Raw genomic sequence first — 18,205 nt, forward strand, 5'->3', positions numbered from 1 at the left:
TCATAGTATCAATGTGAATTTCGGCCGCTTACAGTAAATCCTAAGGCAATTAGTTTTTTTATATATTCATTTTCATTCCATTTATTGATTCCGATAAATGTACAGTTAATACTATCATAAGTAATGACATATTCTTCACTATCTTTTTTCAGTAAATCCCTTTCATAAATTTCATTTGAGTTTTTATCCACTAAACCTATAAAAGGTACGATTGTCACATCTTCTAGGTTGTATCGATTTCTTAAACCACCTCTAAACGAAACAATTACCTCTTTTTTTTCAAAATTAATTTCGATGATATCATAAATTTTTTTTTCAAAGTTGTCGTAGGCCTTTAGTTTAAATGTGTTCACCTCATCACCTCGTTTAATAATCCTTAGGTAGTTAATGTTAATTATTTACATATCATCAAACGATATTGGCTTCCGTATACAGAGTTATAGCCGGCTAAATTTATTCCAAAAAGAGAAATAGGTTTTTAAATAATAAAAGATTTTAAAAACTTTAAGAAAGCAGAAGAACAAAGAAAAAAGTGTTGAATAAAAGTTCAACTGGCATTTTTCCACAATGTTAGAAAGGATTCAATATCTTAGATAAGAATTTTTAGAGAATTATACGGGGATTTTAAAGTATATACAAGATGGAATAATACCAATAAATAAAGAGGTTATAGCATTTTTAATTGTGCTTATTATAATGTACTATGTACATACAAGAGATATTATCATAATGTTTTTATTTTTTTGTAATTTAGCAGACTTTTTTATTGGTTTATCGTTAAAAAACAAAAGTTTTATGAAGGATAGAAGCAATTTTGAAGACGAGAAGCATTGGTATTTAATCCATTAATGCTACATGATTGAGTTTTTATATGCAGACAGTTAATTATTAATTAGTGTTCTAGCTGTTAAAAAACATGTGCAAATAATATTTAGTTGCCTGTATGTAGGTATGGAGCAATATTATAGTCCATAATAAGAGTATGGGCTATAATAAAATTACCATATACAGCACAGTTAAGGACTCCAAGGAGGCTCTTAACAATGAAAGGAAGCGTCAAAAAAGATAAGAAAACAGGAAAGTATTTTTATATTGTAGATATTGGTATTGACCCATTAACAGGTCAAAGGAAACAAAAAAAGAAAAGGGGATTTACTACCAAAAAAGAAGCTGAAAATGCTTTAACAAAACTACTCTCAGAAGTTCATATTGGAACATATGTAGAACCTAGCAAGCTACTTTATGGTGAGTATCTGGAGAGTTGGTTTAATACAAAGAAGCACAGTGTCGGTATTCAAACCGCAAAAGTACTAAAAGGGTATCTAAACAGTCGTATCATCCCTTCGTTAGGCAATATCAAACTAGCCAAGTTAACATCATTGCATATGCAAAACTACGTTAATTCATTACGAGACGAAGGTTTAAAGCGAGGGACAATTGAAAAAATAATCAAAATTATTCGGAACTCTCTTGAACATGCAATAGATTTGGAGATAATTAGTAAAAATGTTGCGGTTAAAACCAAGTTACCTAAAGGTGATAAGGAAGAGTTAACTGTGTGGAATGAACAAGAAATCCAATTGTTCTTGAAAGCTGCACAGGATAGCAGGTATTCCATGGTCTTTCATATGGCTCTTGTAACTGGAATGCGGCAAGGTGAATTACTAGGGGTGCGGTGGAAAGATGTTGATTTAGAAAAGGGACATTTAACTATTAGCCAAACGTTAAGCCATGATGGGAAGACGTTCTTGCTTGGAGGAAAGACGAAATCAAGTTTAAGAAAGGTACTATTACCTGCATCAACAGTAGCGAAGCTAAAGAAGCATAGAGCAGTCGTATTGAAAGAGAAGCTGAGTCAAGGTGAGGAATACCAAGACAATGACTTGGTGATGTGTACTCCTACTGGAATGCCAATCAATCCTGCTAATGTTAGAAGAAGTCTAAACGCTTTGATTAAGAAAGCGGCTGTGCCAAGGATTCGATTTCACGATTTACGTCATACACATGCAACGTTGTTATTGGCTAAAGGTGTGAACGTGAAGGTGATTTCTGAACGCTTAGGACACAGTAACATCAAAATCACATTAGACACATACTCACATGTATTGCCAACAATGCAAGAGGATGCAGTTAATAAAATAGAAGAGATTTTGTAGGTAATGTGACCAATTCTGTGACCACTGGCTCTATAGAGGATGAAAGTAAATAAATAAAAACCGCATCAAGCGTTAATTTGACACGGTTTCAGACTATATGACCCCGGAGAGGCTCGAACTCACGACCTCCACCCTGTCAAGATAAAGGTCATATTTTATTTATATTGGTGTTACTAAATTTAATCTATATAATCCTCTTGCACCTCCCCCAACGTCACCCCCTAACCTAAAGAAGACAAATCAAAAAGGAGGGACCAAACCAATCATGAAAACCACCACAAAAGAAAAAAGAAATTCCATCATCATGTTACTACTATCAGCCGCAATAGGAATTTTTTCACCACTACTCATGTACATTACACTGGCACGTAAAAATGAAGTGTACAAATATCATTGCCGAAAGGCGTTCAATTTTCATTTGTTAATTTTTCTTCTATTTAATATTAGTTCGCGTATTAGTGATGTTTTGTTTTGGATTGTGTTTGCTCTTGAGGTAGTTCAAGTGATCATGGTTGCGTGGAAAGTGATACGCGACGAGCCATATCGTTATTTCATTCGAATTCCGTTATTTAAAGAAGATAAGTACGCAGTGGAAGGAGAATAGGTGATGAAACAAGAAGTGGAGATAAGGAGAAAGCGAATTTTTATTATGGCCGCAGTGTTGTTTATTGCGATTTATATTATTTTACGAAAAAGAAAGTATGAGTACTTTTATGACGGTATTAGTGAGTATGAACATCGTTATAGAAGGAATGTTCCTTTTGTATTGCTTGTTGTAGGTTTGTTTCAATATTGTAGGCGGAATGAGATGAGCTTTTCTTATATGCTTCAGTATGTGAAAGAGAAGTTAGCGGAGTAGGTGATGATATGGCGTGGATGATTAGTGAGTTTGCAAGTGTTGGGGATGTTACGGTACGGACGCTTCGTTATTATGACAAAATTAATTTATTAAAGCCGAGCGATTATACTGAGGGTGGACATCGGTTATATACGACAGATGATTTGTATGTGCTGCAGCAAATTCAATCGTTTAAGCATCTTGGGTTTTCGCTTGGGGAAATTCAAAATATTATATTGCAGCGTGATATAGAGACAGAAGAATTTTTAAGACAAATGCATTTTCAAAGGGAAGTGCTTTTGGTAGAGCAAGAAAGAATTGCGAAGGTGCTTTCACATATGGATGAGATGACGAAGAAATTTCAAAAGGAAGAACGCGTGGATATCGCTTTGTTTTCTTCGTTTTTGCAAACTTTCATATGGGAGAAAGAAAATAAAGAATGGTTAGAGGAACACTTTTCAACGGATAGTGTTCGAGCGTTTTATGATAATAAGGAATTAAAAGAAAAATTTGATCGGCGATTTATGGATATGATAGGGAAGTTGAAAAAGTGTAAGGTAGAAGAGAAGGATCCGAGTCATCAAGATGTTCAAGTTACCTTGAAGGAATTTTTTAATTTAATAGAAGAGGTAACGAACTATCTTGATACATCTCAAAGTGATATAGAGGACATAATTAAACAATCAAACCTCCCACTATCCGAACTCCCAGCCCTCTTCACAACCGGAGAAGAAAAATATATAAAAGAAGCAATGAAGCAGTTTAACACCTAGTTAAACTGCTTTTCCATTATAATAGAAGAAAAACTAACGGAGGAACCCACATGCCAACCTACAACAAACTAATCCGAAACAAAATCCCACAAATAATAAAAGCTAAGGGAAAAACACCCACAACAAGAATTCTACCTGAAGACGAATACATAAAAGAAATCTGCAAGAAAACACAAGAAGAACTAACCGAGTATCTAGAGGCAGACACAAAAGAACATAAACTAGAAGAACTATCCGACCTGCTAGAACTAATAAACGCCCTAGCCGAATACGAAGGCACAACACTAGAAGAAATCAATACAATCCGTAAAAAGAAAGCAAAAGAAAGAGGCGGCTTCCAAAATCGAGTCTTCTTAATCGAAGTAACTGATAACTAGCCCCTCCCATACCCCTACAAAGCCCCTACCAAGTAATAAATCACTAAGAAAAAACACAACAAAACAAAAACACCAACAAACACCGTAGTAGTAGTCAAAAAAAATTTGAAATAACACGCCAAAAACCCACCCCTCCTTCCTATATATAGTACAAAGAAGAATTTTTCACTTTTGAATCGGGACAGGAGGAATTAGGGTGGCGGTGTATCGTAATGTGCAGGTGAATTTTTGGCAGGATGATTTTGTTTTAGATTTGACGCCGGAGGAGCGGTATTTTTATGTTTACTTATTAACTTGTTCGAAGACGACGCAGTGCGGGATTTTTCCGTTTCCGAAGCGGTTAGCTGAAATGGAGACGGGTTATAATCGGGAGACTGTTGATAAGCTTGTGCAGCGCTTCATTGATTATGGGAAGATTCTTTATGATGCGGATACTCGGGAGTTATTCGTTTTGAATTGGCTTCGTTATAATCCGGTGACGAATACGAATGTGGAGAAGTGTGTGCTTCGTGAGCTTAAGGGTGTGAAGAATAAGGAGTTTGTACATATGTTTCTTCAGAAGTGCGTAGAGGAGGAGCTGAATGTTCCGATGCTTTTAGCGCATTTCGGTATGCCGAGTGATTTGGCTGTGGATGATGTTGAGCCAGTTTGTGAAGAGGCGGAAGAAGAGGTTACAGAGGAAGAGACGGGAAGTCGCGTGTTTTCTTTTTATGAACAAAATTTCGGTAGTTTGTCCCCTCATACGGTAGAGGAACTGAGTGCGTGGATGGATGATTTGTCAGAGGAGCTTGTGCTGAAGGCTCTTCAAATTGCGTTTGAGAATAATAAGCGGACGGTTGCTTATGTGAAGGGGATTTTGAGAGGGTGGCACGGGAAAGGATTTACGAAGGTGTCTGAGGTTGAGGCGGATACGTCGAGGTTTAGGAAGATGGAGTCGTTTGTTAGTACTGGGGAGACGGAGAATTTTTTGGCGAAGTGTGAGGAGTGGGAGAAGAATGTGCCGTCAGAGGAAGAGTTGCAGCGCTTTTTAGCGGAACGCGGGTGGCGGCCATGAGTATTCAAAACGTGGAGGCGGAACAGACGGTGTTAGGTTCTCTATTACTTGATGGGGAGCTTATTAAGGAGTGCCGTTTGACGGAGCAGTATTTTTCTATGCCAGTGCACAAGTCTATATTTCAGCTGATGCGAAAAATGGAAGAAGAGGGGCAACCGATTGATCTTGTGACGTTCATTTCTAGGGTGGATCCGAAGTTTTTGCAGGGGATCGGGGGAATGGAGTATTTTATAGGGTTAATGGATGGTGTGCCTACAACTGCCAACTTCTCTTATTATGAGGGGCTTGTTCGAGGTGCTTGGAAAATGTATCAGGCTGGCGTTCTTGGGCACAAGATGGGAGAGCGTCTTATTGCGGAGAAGAATGAGAAAATTATTGGTGAGACGATTACGGAACTTTGTGAGTTAGAGGAAAAGGACTGTGTATGTGAGTTTGATTTGAAGGATGCGTTAGTTGGTTTATATGAAGAGCTTCATCAAGATACGAAAGAGAATACTGGTATTGAAACTGGTTATATATCGTTAAATAAAATGACGTGCGGATTGCAGGAAGGTGATTTTGTTGTTCTTGGAGCGCGTCCTTCTATGGGGAAGACTGCGTTTGCGTTAAATGTTGGACTGCATGCGGCGAAGTCTGGAGCGGCGGTTGGATTGTTTTCGTTAGAAATGAGTAGTAAGCAATTGTTAAAAAGGATGGCGTCGTGCGTAGGTGAAGTGTCAGGAGGTAGGCTGAAAAATCCAAAGCACCGTTTTGCGATGGAAGACTGGGAAAAGGTGAGTAAGGCGTTTGCGGAGATCGGGGAATTACCACTTGAGATTTACGATAATGCAGGCGTTACAGTGCAAGATATTTGGATGCAAACTCGTAAGTTAAAGAGGAAGCACGGTGATAAAAAGCTTTTAGTCATTGTAGATTATTTGCAGCTTATTACGGGCGATCCGAAGCATAAGGGCAATCGATTTCAGGAGATTAGTGAAATTTCACGTAAGCTTAAGTTGTTAGCGCGTGATTTAAATGTTTGTGTAGTAGCGTTGTCGCAATTGTCTCGTTCAGTAGAATCACGTCAAGATAAGCGCCCGCTTTTATCAGATTTAAGAGAGACGGGACAAATTGAGCAAGATGCGGATGTCATTATGCTTATGTATCGTGAGGATTATTATGATAAGGAAACGATGCAAAAAGAGATGACGGAGATCCATGTGGCGAAGCATCGGAATGGGCCTGTGGGTAGTTTTAAGCTGAGATTTTTGAAGGAGTTTGGGCGGTTTGTGGAGAGTGGATAATAAAATAGAAGAAGGCATATAAAAAGGTAAAGGAGTGGTTACGGTTGACAAAAGTAGGTCGTTTATATGAGCAAGAGAAGCAAGAAGAAATAGATAAAGCACTTTCGGCAGCTGGAATGCTCTTTAAGGGAATGAGTATAGAAGAAGTAGCTAAGAAATTAGATGTAACAATTGAGAAGGTGAAAGAATGGGAGAAGCGTTTATCTCATTAATCGCTGGGTTAATGGGAATATTCCGCAAAGGGAAAATGGCAGCGTCTGTATAAATTTATATAAAAATAGCCGACTATTTACTATATAATAGTCGGCTATTTTTGTACGGAGAAGTTGTTAGGTTTAATACGCAAATTTTTGGGGTTGCTCTTGAATATGCTTCTTATTTTTCCATAAAGAAGGATTTTCTCTCTGTCGTAATCCATTGCTGCAAATCATCTTGGCTACGTCGGACAAGTCGATTTACTAAAACATCATGCCATACATAATCCTCTAATAGGTATATATGAACGGGATCATCTGTATAAAAAGCAATATTACGCTCTTCAAGTGATGGTCCATAAATCATCTCTTTAGAATCTATCGATAAAATAAACCAATGTTCTGTAGACAAGGTTTCTGTATAAGGTGTTATGCGATGGGCTTCTAGATTTTTAATGGGATTTTCAACATGCAGGGTAATACCTTGTATTGTAACTTTATCAGCTACTTCAGATAGATCCTCTTTTAACGCTTCATACATCTCATCCCACATTGAAATGACAATACGTTGTTCTGCTTTTTTTATTAATGCCTGACAATAGCTAATGATTGTTTTATTGTCTTTTAACGTAATCACTCGATTATCTGTTTTTTCCTCGGAAGTTTCTAGTTTTTTTAATGAATCACTGATTCCTTCATAAGTAGACTGCCATTCTGATTGAGCCTTCTGTAAAAAGACTTCAACCGGTAGAGGTGAATAGCGAGTGGTATCATTTATTTCTTCCTTCATGACAATTCCTTTTTCTACAAGGTTACCCAAAATCTCGTAAATTCGTGCTCTAGGGACACCCGAATCTTTACTCACTTGGTAGGCTGTGACAGGCCCCTGTTTAACAAGAGATACATAAGATTTAGCTTCATATTCATTAAAACCAATTTTTTTAAGCTGTTGCACTATGTAGTCCACTTTTTTCGTCCTCCGATGTTTGCTTTTATATTTCAACGTTACAATAACTGTTTACATTTAGCAAATTATTAGTTACTATTCGGATAGTGACTAAAGGGGAGGTTAATAGTATGGATTTTTATTTAGACCCATCAGTATTAATTATTTTGATTGCTTTTGGATTTTTAGCTGCATTTATTGATTCAGTTGTAGGTGGTGGAGGACTCATTGCCTTACCCGCTTTATTATTTACAGGACTGAATCCAGCAAGTGCAGTAGCTACGAATAAACTAGCGTCGACAATGGGGTGTGCAACTAGTAATATTGTGTTTTATCGTTCTGGTAATCTTGATTTGAAATCGGCGTTTAAATTAGTTCCACTCACTTTCATAGGTTCCATAATAGGGGCATGGACCGTTCATTTAATGAACCCAGAAGTACTGAAGCCATTGATGCTGATTATGCTTGGTGCGGTTGCTATTTATACGATATTCAAAAAGGATTGGGGTAGTATTTCCACTCATAAGAAATTGTCTGGTCGACACGTCATTATTTTTACTTTTTTTGTTTTTACTATTGGTTTTTATGATGGATTTTTAGGTCCTGGCACAGGTTCATTTTTAATGTTTTCTCTTTTATTTATTGGGTATGATTTTTTAAAAGCAGCAGGTAATGCGAAGCTTCTTAATTTAGGAAGTAATGTTGGTGCATTGTTGATGTTTATGTATGTAGGGCAAGTAAACTATGTGTATGGTTTTATAATGGGGATTGCTCAAATTGCTGGAGGGATTGTTGGCTCCAAATTTGCTATAAAAAAAGGAAGCGGGTATGTTCGTGCTCTTTTCATTACAGTAACTTGTTTATTGTTAGCGAAAAATCTGTATGACTATATTCAGTAAGTAATTTTGAACATCTTTACTTCAAAGAACGTAGAAAAGGTCAAATATGAAGGCTACATAAAATATAAGAAGATACTAGGGGCAAATTTATTTTAACATTTTTTAGATGCTACCTTATTCGAAGATAGCATCTAAAAAAGTCTCATTTAAAAGAAAATCTAAGTGAAGAGAATGATATAAACTCATATTTTTATGGGGTATGTTTATTGATCATAGTGAAATGTTTACTCTATATTCTTCTTATAATTAACCCGCAACAACCCCTTAAAATCCACCTCAGCAATCACCACACTTAACAATATAAGTGTCGCCCCTAAATACCCTTTCCCTGTAAGTGTTTCACCTGTGAAAACAAAGGCAAATCCTGCTGAAAAGACAGGTTCTAATGAAAAGATAAGTCCCGTATGTGTTGGCGTCGTGTATTGCTGGGCGATAACTTGCACGATGAATGCGACTGCGGTGCAAAATATGCTTAAGGCTAATATGATTAGCCATGAGTTGATCGTGCTAGGAAGTTTTGGGGTTTCCATCACTAATGAAAAAATAAGACTAAATAGGCCGACGAAACCGAGTTGTATGACCCCGAGCGCAATCGAGTTCACATGTTTTGTTACGTTTCCAGTAATGATGACATGAATGGCATAAAATAAGGCAGACAGTATGCAAAATATATCGCCGTTACCGATTTTGAATTCACTAGTTAATGTTAATAAGCCAATTCCTATTATCGTTAACACAATTCCTAATATAACTTTCTTTTCAGGAATGTGTTTTAAAAATATAGCTGATAATATCGGAATGAAAATGACTGTGAGACATAGTAAGAAACCGGCATTAGATACACTTGTATACTTTGTACCGAATGTCGCAAAAATGTAAACGATAAATAAAACAGAAGCTAGTATAAAGGCATATTTTACAGTTTTAAAATTGACTTTGAATAAGTGTTTGTAAAATATTAAACCTGATAAAAGAAAGGCAATAATAAATCGTAATGCGATTAAATTATATTCTTCTATGCCATCAAGTCCAAGCTTTGTAAGTAGGATGGATGCACCCCAAAAAAATGTAACTAGTAGTAGCATTAAATCAGCTTTTAATTGAATTTTCATTTCTATTCCCTCGTTATGTATAATTTATGATTCCATACCCCTATCCCTATCGTTTATTTTAATGTTAATTCTGAATATTTGGAACGAAAATTTATCGACGTTTTATTCCATAAGAAAAAGGCTGTTGTATAATCCGGCTCAATCGGTTTATACAATAGCCTTTTTTACTTAAAGGTTCCTATCTAGCAACATTCCCAGTTGCTCCGCAACAACCTCCGGCGGATCAGGAAGTCCCTTCATAAAGTATGTCTCTACGACTCCTACGATAGCGGATCCGAAGAATGTAATGATCATGTCTTCACTAAATCCTTTGTTTATTCCTTCTTTAATATCTACGTCATCTTTTATTTGTTCGATGATGTAATCGAAGAAGTGTTTGCGGAAAGCGGAAGCTCCTTTTCCAGCTAGCATCGTTGAGAAGAAGAAGTAGTGCTGTTCCATGTTTTCGAACCAAGCGATGCAAGCTTCTCTAAAGCTTAAATCATGGAGGGGAGCGCACAGTGTTTTTAGTGCTTCTATACGTTCTATAACGAGTTTATCAAGTAAATCAAATTTATCGAGGTAATGAAGATAGAACGTTCTATTTCCAACGTCTGCTCCGCTGCAAATGTCCTTTACTGTAATTTTATCAAATCCTTTTTCGGCCATTAGTTCAATAAAAGCGTTTTTTATTGCTTCTTTTGATTTAATGATCCTTCTATCGACTTTTTCCATTGTCGTCACCAAACTTTCCTCATAGTTAATACACAATTTTTATGGATGTGTGTATTAATGCGTGAATTCACTAAAATTGACGTTTGAAAACATCTCTTTTTCATTTTATATTATACACACGGGAGAGATAATACATCAACGCGCATTAATTCTTCCGAGTGTCATTTCTTAATGGGAGTGGGGGATAGAAGTCACATTTCGTGCTCTAAGTAACTTTCTTCAAAAGAACAAATAACAAAATAATGACAATTTTATATATGAAAAACAACGAGAAAGAGGTCAATTATGAATCCGAAATATAACAACTTATTTGAAGCATTTACATTTAAATCTGGCGTTACTCTGAAAAATAAAGTCGTGATGGCGCCGATGACAACTTGGGCGGGTAATGATGATTATACGATTTCAAATGAAGAAGTAACATATTACAAAAAGAGAGTGGACGGAGTGGGGCTTGTTATTACGGGATGTACACACGTACAGGCGAACGGTATCGGTTTTACGAATGAGTTCGCAGCTTATGACGATACGTTTATCCCGAGTTTACGTAAGTTAGCGGATGCGGCTAAGAGCGGCGGAGCTCCGGCTATCCTTCAAATTTTCCATGCAGGGAACAAAGCATTACCTGATTTCACGCCGGGCGGGGATGTAGTAAGTTCAAGTGCTTTAGAAACAGAAGCTTCTCCGTTTGCACCATCTGTATTACCAAGAGAACTTTCGCACGATGAAATTTTAGAAGTGATTCGTGATTTTGGAGAAGCGACGCGAAGAGCGATTGAAGCTGGTTTTGACGGCGTTGAAATTCATGGCGCACACGGATTTTTATTACAAAACTTCTTCTCACCATTCTTTAATAGACGTGAAGATGAGTGGGGCGGTTCTTTAGAAAATCGCTTACGTTTCCCGCTAGCAGTTGTTCGTGAAATTCAATCCGTTATTAAAAAGCACGCTAAGAAGCCGTTCGCATTAGGTTACAGATTCTCACCTGACGAACCGCAAGAAGGTGCTTTAAGAATGAAAGATACGTATGAGTTAATCAATCATCTTACCCGAGCAGATGTTGACTATGTTCACGCTTCATTAGCGAGTGCTCTTACTGCAAAACCAGTGGATAGTGTAGGCGAGAAAACGTACCTTGAATTAATCACTGAGCATGTAAACGGCAGAATTCCGTTAATGGCAGCTGGTTCTATGGTAACACCAGATGATACTTCGTTAGCGCTAGAAAAAGGAATCACACTTGCGGCGATTGGTCACGGGTTAATTATGAATCCAGATTGGGTAGAGAAAGTACAAGACGGAAAAGAAGATGAAATAAAAACTGCTATTAAGAAATCAACAGTAAGCGAACTTGAGCTTCCAGAAAAGCTGTGGAATGTCATTCAAGCTTCAGGTCCGTGGTTTACTATCGAAGATTAATTGTGAAGATGCTTTTATACAAAATAAAAACGAGTATGAAATGGAGAGGTTAATATGAAAAAACAAGTAACGTTTAAAAAATATAATTTGAATATGGCTGGTAATCTTCATTTACCAAACGAAATGGATCATAACAAGAAATACCCAGCTCTTATCGTTTTACATCCGGGTGGTGGAGTGAAAGAACAAACAGCTGGTCTTTATGCTCAGAAGTTAGCTGATGAAGGATATGTTGCGTTAGCTTTCGATGCGGCTTATCAAGGGGAAAGTGAAGGGCTGCCTCGCTATCTTGATGATCCAACATCTAGAGTAGAAGATGTGCGAGCGGCGGTAGATTATGTAACGACACTTTCTTTCGTTGATTCAGAGCGAATTGGTGTAGTTGGTATTTGCGCTGGTGGTGGTTATGCGATACATGCAGCACAAACTGAACGTCGTATTAAAGCTGTTGTAGGAATTAGCGCAGCAGATATGGGAAGAACGTTCCGCGAAGGATGGACTGGTGAGGCTCCGATATCTAGTGCAATTCAGACGCTTGATGCAGTCGCAAAACAACGTACTGCTGAAGCAAATGGTGCGGAACCGATGTATCTTTCTTACGTACCGCATGAAATCGATGAAAATACGGATTCAGAAACAGCTGAAGGATATGAATATTACAGAACAGCTAGAGCGCAGCATCCGAATTCAGTAAATAAACTGCTGTTTTCAAGCTTTGATAAAATTTTAGCGTTTACGGCAATTGATGAAAAAATTAGCACTTTATTAACGCAGCCACTTCTATTAGTTGCAGGAAGTAAAGCAGGGACACTTTGGCAAAGTAAAGAAGCATATGAATTAGCAAACGAACCGAAAGAATTAGTCGTTTTGGAAGGTGGATCTCACTTTGATCTGTATGATATTCCAGAGTATGTGGATCAAGCTGTAGTGAAGGCAACGGAATTCCTTGGTAAGCATTTGTAATTTGATTCTTGCGAGGCAGTAGAAATACTTTCTACTGCCTCATAAAAAATGAGAAAAGGAGTTTTGAATGTGACTAACGTATTAATTCTTGGAGCGAACGGACAAATTGCGCGTTATGCGATTGATTTATTTTTAAATGAAACGGATGCAAAGTTAACGTTATATTTACGAAATGCAGATAGAGTACAGCAATATGCGTCTGATCGTGTTCGCATTATTGAAGGTGACGTTTTAAATCGTGAAACGTTAAAAGAAGCAATGGTAAATCAAGATGTAGTGTATGCAAATTTAGCTGGTGATGATTTAGAGGAGCAGGCGAAAATGGTAGTGAGTGCGATGGAAGAGATTGAAGTGAAACGTCTTATTTTCATTAGCTCACTCGGTATTTATGATGAAGTGCCAGGAGAGTTCGGGAAATGGAATAATCGTACGATTGGTCAATATTTAGGGCCATACCGAAAATCCGTTGATGTAATTGAAGCTTCCAATCTTAATTACACCGTATTACGACCAGCGTGGTTAACGGATTATGATGAAGTGGAATATGAAATTACGGAAAAAGGTGATCCGTATAAAGGAACGGAAGTATCACGTAAAAGTGTTGCAGCTTTCGTCGTTACATTAGCAGAGTCACCAGATTTACATGTGGGCGGAAACTTAGGTGTAAACAAACCGAATACAGATGGTGATAAACCAGCCTTTTTATAAGGAGGATGCAAATGAAAGTTATAATTTTTGGAGCGACAGGTATGGTCGGTCAGAGCGCATTACGAGAAAGTTTATTAAATGATGAAGTAAAAGAAGTCGTAACGATCGGTAGAAAACGTACGAATGAGATGCATGAAAAATTAACTGAAATTGAGCTTGCAAATGTGGCTGATTTATCGTCCATTGAAGAAAAAATAACTGGATTTGATGCATGCTTCTTTTGCCTAGGTGTTTCTTCTCAAGGCATGAAAGAAGATGAGTATACGAAAGTTACGTATGATTTAACGTTATCTGCCGCGAAAACATTGGCAAAATTAAATCCAGACATGACATTCATTTACGTATCCGGTAGCGGCACAGATAGTACAGAATCAGGACGTACGATGTGGGCGAGAGTGAAGGGACGAACGGAAAATGAGTTATTACGTTTACCGTTTAAATCTGCGTATATGTTTAGACCAGGATTAATTATCCCGACAAATGGTGTGAAATCAAAAACGAAATCATATCAATTGATGTATGATATTATGAAGCCTTTTAATCCTCTTTTGAAGAGGCTCGGCAGTGTTATAACTTCTGAGCAATTGGGAAGAGCTATGGTGCGAGTTGGGAAAGATGGGTATACCCATTCAATTATTGAAAGTTCAAATCTGAAGAAGATTAGTATGTGAGTTTCTAAAGTGAATAGAAATAATGAAAAAGAACCCAATTTCTCTATTTGATATGGAGAAGTTGGGTTCTTTCGTTTTGGAATAATTATGAGAAAATTTTTAGATATTTCTCATATATTCATCATGTTTCTTTCATTCTCTTCTCACGTCTAAGTTTTACACTCATATGTATCAAAGGTAAAGGGAGGTAATACATTTTTTACTTATCTCAAAACGAATGATAGATGGTGGTGAACAGATGAAAAAGAATAAACGTAAAAAATTACGTTGGTTAAAATGGATTTTGATCCTGCCGTTACTTCTGGCATTACTATTGTTTGGATTACATAGTATGAAGTTTGAAAGGTGGGATCATGAGAAGCGTAAGCAAGCGGCATATACTGTTTCTCACGATAAAGAAAGGGAAGCTTTCGTTACACAAAAAGAAAAGTTTAATAACTTTGAGCGAAATCAGCATCATGAAAAACACCATGAAAAAGAGTTTGAAGGTTTATTCTTTATACCATTCCTGTTAGCGTTTGGATTTGTTCTTTTCGGCTGGTTTATGATTCGTAAGTCTGAAGGGAATGCGATTAAAAAATGGACAGGCATATTGCTCCTAGTTATTGGTTTATTACCGGTCCTTCCGATGATTGCATTTGTTGCAGCGATTGTTTGGGCATATAAAAAGTTTAAAGAGAAAAGAATGGCGACTCATATAGATGTATACAGCGATTTTCAAGTGCAAAAACAAGTAGATATTTTAGATCAATGGGAACGCAATATTCGTAAGGAGGAGAAGTAATAATGGGTATTTTAAAACGTATTAAAAATATTGTAGTGGCGGATGTGCATCAAACGTTAGATAAGATAGAAAAACCTGTTAGCATGTTGAAGCAATATCTTCGCGAAACAGAACAGCAAATTACGAAGGCTGAAAAAGCACTTTCTCATCAATATTATTTAGAAAAGAAATATGAAACATTAATTTCAGAAACGGATGCTCTTATTGCAAAGAGAACTCGCCAAGCTGAGCTTGCCGTATCACGCGAAGAAGATCAGATGGCCCAGTTAGCCCTGCAAGAAAAAATTGTGAATGAGAAAAAAGCGGAACTATATCGTAAGCAGTACGAAATAACAAAAGAGCAAACAGCAACGATTTATGAACAAATTGACAAATTGCAAAGGAAATATGGAGAGTTGCAATATAAAGAGCTAGTTCTTGTTTCACGGTTAAATGCGGCGCAAGCAATCAAAGAAAGCAACAGAGCAATTGACTCGTTCCATACAGAAAGTACAGCGAAAGGCTTCACGCGCATTGAATCGTATGTGCAAAAGCTAGAAGCCGAAACAGCTGCTAGTAACTATTTTTCTAATTTAAAGTCTCCGAATCAGCAAGAAGTGTTAGATCAAAATTTACAAGAAGAAGTACAGCGGGAGTTAGAGAAGTTAAAAGAGAATAAATAGTATGCAAAAAGCCCATTTTCATATGGGCTTTTTTCTATGTAAAATTTCATTTGTTTTGTTTACATAATATCTTTACAATCGTTTCGTAAAATATATTTAACTGCATATTGAGAGGGTGGATGGTTATCCCTTCTTTCTATTTGGAAGGAAAGGAGGTGATAATATGGAGTTTTTGTTTGATCTTGTAAAAGAGTTTGTGAAAGCAACTTCTGGATAAGGACAACAAAAAACCCACTCCGCGCCGTAGCAAGCAAAAGGGTGGGTTTCGTAAAAAGAAATAACTTATAATAACTACCACCCTATACGGTAGCAGTTAAGGAAGAGATGTTAGCGCATCTCTTCTTTTTATTATATGCCATTTTATTCGATGTCACACTTATATAGTATTCTACGGAAAATATATCATATTCCTATTTTGTGGTCAATTTGATTACATGAGCGGAAATTTGTAACACTATTCCTTTTCAAACTGAAAAATATCCCGGTTAATGAGTTGATGGAAGTGCCTATCCATTTCTGCCGCAGAAACTTTTCTTTCATTTTGAAACCACCACGCACTTAATGATGTGATTACCCCTGAATAAAATTCAATGATTAAATCATTTGGCATCGTATGATTTTTGCACAGCTGATTTAACGCTTCCGTTTCTTGTTTTCTCGTTTCATGACTTAAATAATGTATACGGCTAATAAATTGTTCATCAGACATTTGCGCCTCTAATATTTTACCGATTTCTTCATGGTGAAGAAATTGTTCCATCACTTGAAATGGTTTACTTAATCGATCTAAAAGCGGTATTTCAGTAATCATCTCGCCATATCGTTTAAATCCAAATGCTAATAAAGCATCTTTATCTTCAAAATGTTTATAAAAGGTTGTTCGGTGTACCATCGCAAGGTCGCATATTTGGTTAATCGTGATGGAACTATATTTTTGTTTTGATTGCGTCATTAATTCAAATAAGGAATCCCATAGTAATTTATGTGTACGTCTAATACGTAAATCAAGTTGTTTTTCACTATCGTTCATCTACAATTCTCCTTTTGTGTAGATTAAATATACAATGGCTTTAAATTGATTCTCCCTTTTTAATCTACATATGTATATTATATTACATGTGTTCCGGTATATTTAAAGCTTTTTAAGTAAGAAACAGGAGGAGAATCTGCAAATGAATATAACAACTAAGAGCCCCGCAAGTGGCAAAGTTGATACTTCTAATATGAAACATACCCCGATTTTAATTGCATTACTTTTAGGTGCAATGGTTGCATTATTAAATGAAACGTTACTTGGTAATGCGTTAACGGTATTAATGAAAGAATTTGACGTAACAGCTTCAACTATTCAATGGCTTTCTACAGCTTACATGTTGGTGGTTGGGGTTTTAGTCCCGATTACAGCGTTACTTCAGCAATGGCTCACAACGAGACAAATGTTTTTGATCGCTATGGTAACGTTTTTAGTCGGTACATTAATTGCGGGATTTGCACCGACATTTTCCGTTTTATTAGTCGGCCGTATCGTCCAAGCTGTAGCGACGGGGTTAATTTCACCGTTATTAATGAATACGATTTTAATTATTTGTCCACCTGAAAAGCGCGGTGCGACGATGGGATTAATCACACTTGTGATGATGTCAGCTCCAGCAATTGGTCCTACATTATCAGGAGTAATTGTTGATTCATTAAATTGGCGCTGGTTATTCTACATTGTTATTCCTATCGTGATCATTTCAATTATGATTGGGATGAAGTACATTCAAAATGTTACAGAGTTAACAAGGCCAAAAGTAGATTATCCATCTATCCTTTTATCGACATTAGGATTTGGTGGGCTTGTGTATAGCTTTAGTGCATCGGGTGATTTAGGATGGTCCGATCCGAAAGTGTATGGCACTTTAATTGTTGGGCTTATATCATTATGTATTTTTGTCGTTCGACAATTAAAAATTGAGAATCCAATTTTAGAATTACGCGCATTTAAAGTTCCGATGTTTACAATATCAGTTGGATTAATCGTCATTGTGATGATGTCGTTATTTTCAACGATGACTTTATTACCGATGTTCTTGCAAACAGTGTTACTCGTTACAGCATTTAAATCAGGACTAATAATGCTTCCGGGAAGTATTATTAGCGCCATAATGGGACCAATCGCAGGTAAACTATTTGATAAATTTAGTCCGAAAGTTGTTATCGTTCCCGGCATTGTGTTAGTAGGGATTGCAATGTTCTTATTTAAAGGCATTACTCCTGACACATCAATGGTACAAATTATTGTCATGCATAGCGTATTAATGGTCGGACTCATGTTTGTAATGACAGCACAAACATATGGATTAAATCAATTAACACCAGATTTATATCCGCACGGAACAGCACTGTTTAATACACTGCAGCAAGTAGCTGGCGCAATTGGTACAGCTATCTTTATTTCGAAAATGTCTTCAGGAACAACTAAGTATATGGAAAGCTCAGCAAATCCAATGGACCCAGTGGAGAAGTTAAACGGTTTAACTTCTGGATTCCAAGGTGCATTTACACTAGGGTTAATCTTTATCATTATTGCTTTTATCGTATCGTTGTTCTTAAAAGAAGAGAAAAAGGAAGTAAAGGCAGCGAGGGTTTTACAGAACGAGAATTAAGGTT

At 36.9% G+C, this 18,205-nt stretch carries 21 protein-coding genes; 16 read left to right on the plus strand and 5 right to left on the minus strand.

The window, feature by feature from the left end; translation table 11 throughout:
* Positions 1-8: 8 nt before the first annotated feature.
* Complete coding sequence (locus I6L50_RS10810; protein ID WP_180233547.1) at positions 9-353, minus strand: YopX family protein; 345 nt, start codon at positions 351-353, stop codon at positions 9-11.
* Between the two features lie 690 nt (positions 354-1,043).
* On the opposite strand from I6L50_RS10810, the gene I6L50_RS10815 reads away from it, so the two are divergent.
* From I6L50_RS10815 to I6L50_RS10850, 8 genes are all read left to right on the plus strand, one after another.
* Positions 1,044-2,156 (plus strand): site-specific integrase, encoded by a 1,113-nt coding sequence (locus I6L50_RS10815; RefSeq protein WP_219301402.1) that lies wholly within the window; start codon positions 1,044-1,046, stop codon positions 2,154-2,156.
* A 265-nt stretch (positions 2,157-2,421) separates the two neighbouring features.
* Positions 2,422-2,760 (plus strand): DUF4870 domain-containing protein, encoded by a 339-nt coding sequence (locus tag I6L50_RS10820; protein ID WP_219301404.1) that lies wholly within the window; start codon positions 2,422-2,424, stop codon positions 2,758-2,760.
* Positions 2,761-2,763: 3 nt separating this feature from the next.
* Positions 2,764-3,015: a hypothetical protein gene (locus I6L50_RS10825; RefSeq protein WP_016126636.1), complete on the plus strand. Its 252-nt coding sequence runs from the start codon at positions 2,764-2,766 to the stop codon at positions 3,013-3,015.
* 8 nt (positions 3,016-3,023) lie between these two features.
* Entirely contained in the window at positions 3,024-3,767 is a 744-nt protein-coding gene (locus I6L50_RS10830) for a MerR family transcriptional regulator (protein WP_016126637.1), read from the plus strand.
* A gap of 50 nt (positions 3,768-3,817) precedes the next feature.
* Positions 3,818-4,144: a nucleoside triphosphate pyrophosphohydrolase gene (locus I6L50_RS10835; protein WP_219301406.1), complete on the plus strand. Its 327-nt coding sequence runs from the start codon at positions 3,818-3,820 to the stop codon at positions 4,142-4,144.
* A 196-nt stretch (positions 4,145-4,340) separates the two neighbouring features.
* Positions 4,341-5,198, plus strand: a complete 858-nt coding sequence (locus tag I6L50_RS10840; RefSeq protein ID WP_219301408.1) for a DnaD domain-containing protein — start codon at positions 4,341-4,343, stop codon at positions 5,196-5,198.
* The gene (gene dnaB / locus I6L50_RS10845) at positions 5,195-6,481 is read left to right on the plus strand and encodes a replicative DNA helicase (RefSeq protein ID WP_219301410.1); all 1,287 of its coding nucleotides are present in this window, start codon (positions 5,195-5,197) and stop codon (positions 6,479-6,481) included. The genes I6L50_RS10840 and dnaB overlap by 4 nt, the downstream gene beginning before the upstream one ends.
* Positions 6,482-6,525: 44 nt before the next feature.
* Entirely contained in the window at positions 6,526-6,693 is a 168-nt protein-coding gene (locus I6L50_RS10850) for a hypothetical protein (protein WP_000169779.1), read from the plus strand.
* A 163-nt stretch (positions 6,694-6,856) separates the two neighbouring features.
* Here I6L50_RS10850 and I6L50_RS10855 read toward each other — a convergent pair whose 3' ends face one another.
* Positions 6,857-7,642: a TrmB family transcriptional regulator gene (locus I6L50_RS10855; protein WP_219301412.1), complete on the minus strand. Its 786-nt coding sequence runs from the start codon at positions 7,640-7,642 to the stop codon at positions 6,857-6,859.
* A 110-nt stretch (positions 7,643-7,752) separates the two neighbouring features.
* Between I6L50_RS10855 and I6L50_RS10860 the strand changes: the two genes are divergently transcribed.
* A complete protein-coding gene (locus tag I6L50_RS10860) occupies positions 7,753-8,520 on the plus strand; it encodes a TSUP family transporter (protein WP_219301414.1) in 768 nt (255 codons plus the stop codon).
* A gap of 224 nt (positions 8,521-8,744) precedes the next feature.
* On the opposite strand, the gene I6L50_RS10865 is transcribed toward I6L50_RS10860, so the two are convergent.
* Positions 8,745-9,632, minus strand: coding sequence for a DMT family transporter (locus tag I6L50_RS10865; RefSeq protein WP_219301416.1), 888 nt, complete (start codon positions 9,630-9,632; stop codon positions 8,745-8,747).
* Positions 9,633-9,800: 168 nt separating this feature from the next.
* Positions 9,801-10,346 carry a TetR/AcrR family transcriptional regulator gene (locus tag I6L50_RS10870; protein WP_219303687.1) on the minus strand — a complete coding sequence of 182 codons (546 nt, stop codon included), beginning with the start codon at positions 10,344-10,346 and terminating at the stop codon, positions 9,801-9,803.
* Between the two features lie 285 nt (positions 10,347-10,631).
* Between I6L50_RS10870 and I6L50_RS10875 the strand changes: the two genes are divergently transcribed.
* The 6 genes from I6L50_RS10875 to I6L50_RS10900 all read left to right on the plus strand — a co-directional run bounded on the left by I6L50_RS10875 (position 10,632) and on the right by I6L50_RS10900 (position 15,553).
* Positions 10,632-11,765 (plus strand): NADH-dependent flavin oxidoreductase, encoded by a 1,134-nt coding sequence (locus I6L50_RS10875; RefSeq protein WP_219301418.1) that lies wholly within the window; start codon positions 10,632-10,634, stop codon positions 11,763-11,765.
* Positions 11,766-11,819: 54 nt separating this feature from the next.
* A complete protein-coding gene (locus I6L50_RS10880; protein WP_219301419.1) occupies positions 11,820-12,728 on the plus strand; it encodes an alpha/beta hydrolase in 909 nt (302 codons plus the stop codon).
* A gap of 69 nt (positions 12,729-12,797) precedes the next feature.
* Complete coding sequence (locus I6L50_RS10885; RefSeq protein ID WP_219301421.1) at positions 12,798-13,436, plus strand: SDR family oxidoreductase; 639 nt, start codon at positions 12,798-12,800, stop codon at positions 13,434-13,436.
* Between the two features lie 11 nt (positions 13,437-13,447).
* The gene (locus I6L50_RS10890; protein ID WP_219301423.1) at positions 13,448-14,107 is read left to right on the plus strand and encodes an NAD-dependent epimerase/dehydratase family protein; all 660 of its coding nucleotides are present in this window, start codon (positions 13,448-13,450) and stop codon (positions 14,105-14,107) included.
* A 238-nt stretch (positions 14,108-14,345) separates the two neighbouring features.
* Positions 14,346-14,891: a hypothetical protein gene (locus I6L50_RS10895; RefSeq protein ID WP_219301425.1), complete on the plus strand. Its 546-nt coding sequence runs from the start codon at positions 14,346-14,348 to the stop codon at positions 14,889-14,891.
* 2 nt (positions 14,892-14,893) lie between these two features.
* A complete protein-coding gene (locus I6L50_RS10900; RefSeq protein WP_219301427.1) occupies positions 14,894-15,553 on the plus strand; it encodes a PspA/IM30 family protein in 660 nt (219 codons plus the stop codon).
* A gap of 454 nt (positions 15,554-16,007) precedes the next feature.
* Here the strand turns inward: I6L50_RS10900 and I6L50_RS10905 are convergent, their stop codons facing one another.
* Positions 16,008-16,583, minus strand: coding sequence for a TetR/AcrR family transcriptional regulator (locus I6L50_RS10905; RefSeq protein ID WP_219301429.1), 576 nt, complete (start codon positions 16,581-16,583; stop codon positions 16,008-16,010).
* Positions 16,584-16,725: 142 nt separating this feature from the next.
* Here I6L50_RS10905 and I6L50_RS10910 point away from each other — a divergent pair, with 142 nt between their 5' ends.
* Entirely contained in the window at positions 16,726-18,201 is a 1,476-nt protein-coding gene (locus I6L50_RS10910) for an MDR family MFS transporter (RefSeq protein ID WP_219301430.1), read from the plus strand.
* Positions 18,202-18,205: the final 4 nt, after the last annotated feature.

Source organism: Bacillus sp. FDAARGOS_1420 (assembly GCF_019344915.1).
GTDB classification, from domain to species: domain Bacteria; phylum Bacillota; class Bacilli; order Bacillales; family Bacillaceae_G; genus Bacillus_A; species Bacillus_A mycoides.

Excerpts from the sequence above, each read along its gene's own strand:
- I6L50_RS10890 (WP_219301423.1), top strand. The coding sequence starts at position 13,448 with ATGAAAGTTATAATTTTTGGAGCGACAGGTATGGTCGGTCAGAGCGCA.
- I6L50_RS10910 (WP_219301430.1), top strand. The coding sequence starts at position 16,726 with ATGAATATAACAACTAAGAGCCCCGCAAGTGGCAAAGTTGATACTTCT.
- I6L50_RS10830 (WP_016126637.1), top strand. The coding sequence starts at position 3,024 with ATGGCGTGGATGATTAGTGAGTTTGCAAGTGTTGGGGATGTTACGGTA.
- I6L50_RS10815 (WP_219301402.1), top strand. The coding sequence starts at position 1,044 with ATGAAAGGAAGCGTCAAAAAAGATAAGAAAACAGGAAAGTATTTTTAT.
- I6L50_RS10880 (WP_219301419.1), top strand. The coding sequence starts at position 11,820 with ATGAAAAAACAAGTAACGTTTAAAAAATATAATTTGAATATGGCTGGT.
- dnaB (WP_219301410.1), top strand. The coding sequence starts at position 5,195 with ATGAGTATTCAAAACGTGGAGGCGGAACAGACGGTGTTAGGTTCTCTA.
- I6L50_RS10825 (WP_016126636.1), top strand. The coding sequence starts at position 2,764 with ATGAAACAAGAAGTGGAGATAAGGAGAAAGCGAATTTTTATTATGGCC.
- I6L50_RS10895 (WP_219301425.1), top strand. The coding sequence starts at position 14,346 with ATGAAAAAGAATAAACGTAAAAAATTACGTTGGTTAAAATGGATTTTG.
- I6L50_RS10900 (WP_219301427.1), top strand. The coding sequence starts at position 14,894 with ATGGGTATTTTAAAACGTATTAAAAATATTGTAGTGGCGGATGTGCAT.
- I6L50_RS10835 (WP_219301406.1), top strand. The coding sequence starts at position 3,818 with ATGCCAACCTACAACAAACTAATCCGAAACAAAATCCCACAAATAATA.
- I6L50_RS10860 (WP_219301414.1), top strand. The coding sequence starts at position 7,753 with ATGGATTTTTATTTAGACCCATCAGTATTAATTATTTTGATTGCTTTT.
- I6L50_RS10875 (WP_219301418.1), top strand. The coding sequence starts at position 10,632 with ATGAATCCGAAATATAACAACTTATTTGAAGCATTTACATTTAAATCT.
- I6L50_RS10820 (WP_219301404.1), top strand. The coding sequence starts at position 2,422 with ATGAAAACCACCACAAAAGAAAAAAGAAATTCCATCATCATGTTACTA.
- I6L50_RS10905 (WP_219301429.1), bottom strand. The coding sequence starts at position 16,583 with ATGAACGATAGTGAAAAACAACTTGATTTACGTATTAGACGTACACAT.
- I6L50_RS10870 (WP_219303687.1), bottom strand. The coding sequence starts at position 10,346 with ATGGAAAAAGTCGATAGAAGGATCATTAAATCAAAAGAAGCAATAAAA.
- I6L50_RS10865 (WP_219301416.1), bottom strand. The coding sequence starts at position 9,632 with ATGAAAATTCAATTAAAAGCTGATTTAATGCTACTACTAGTTACATTT.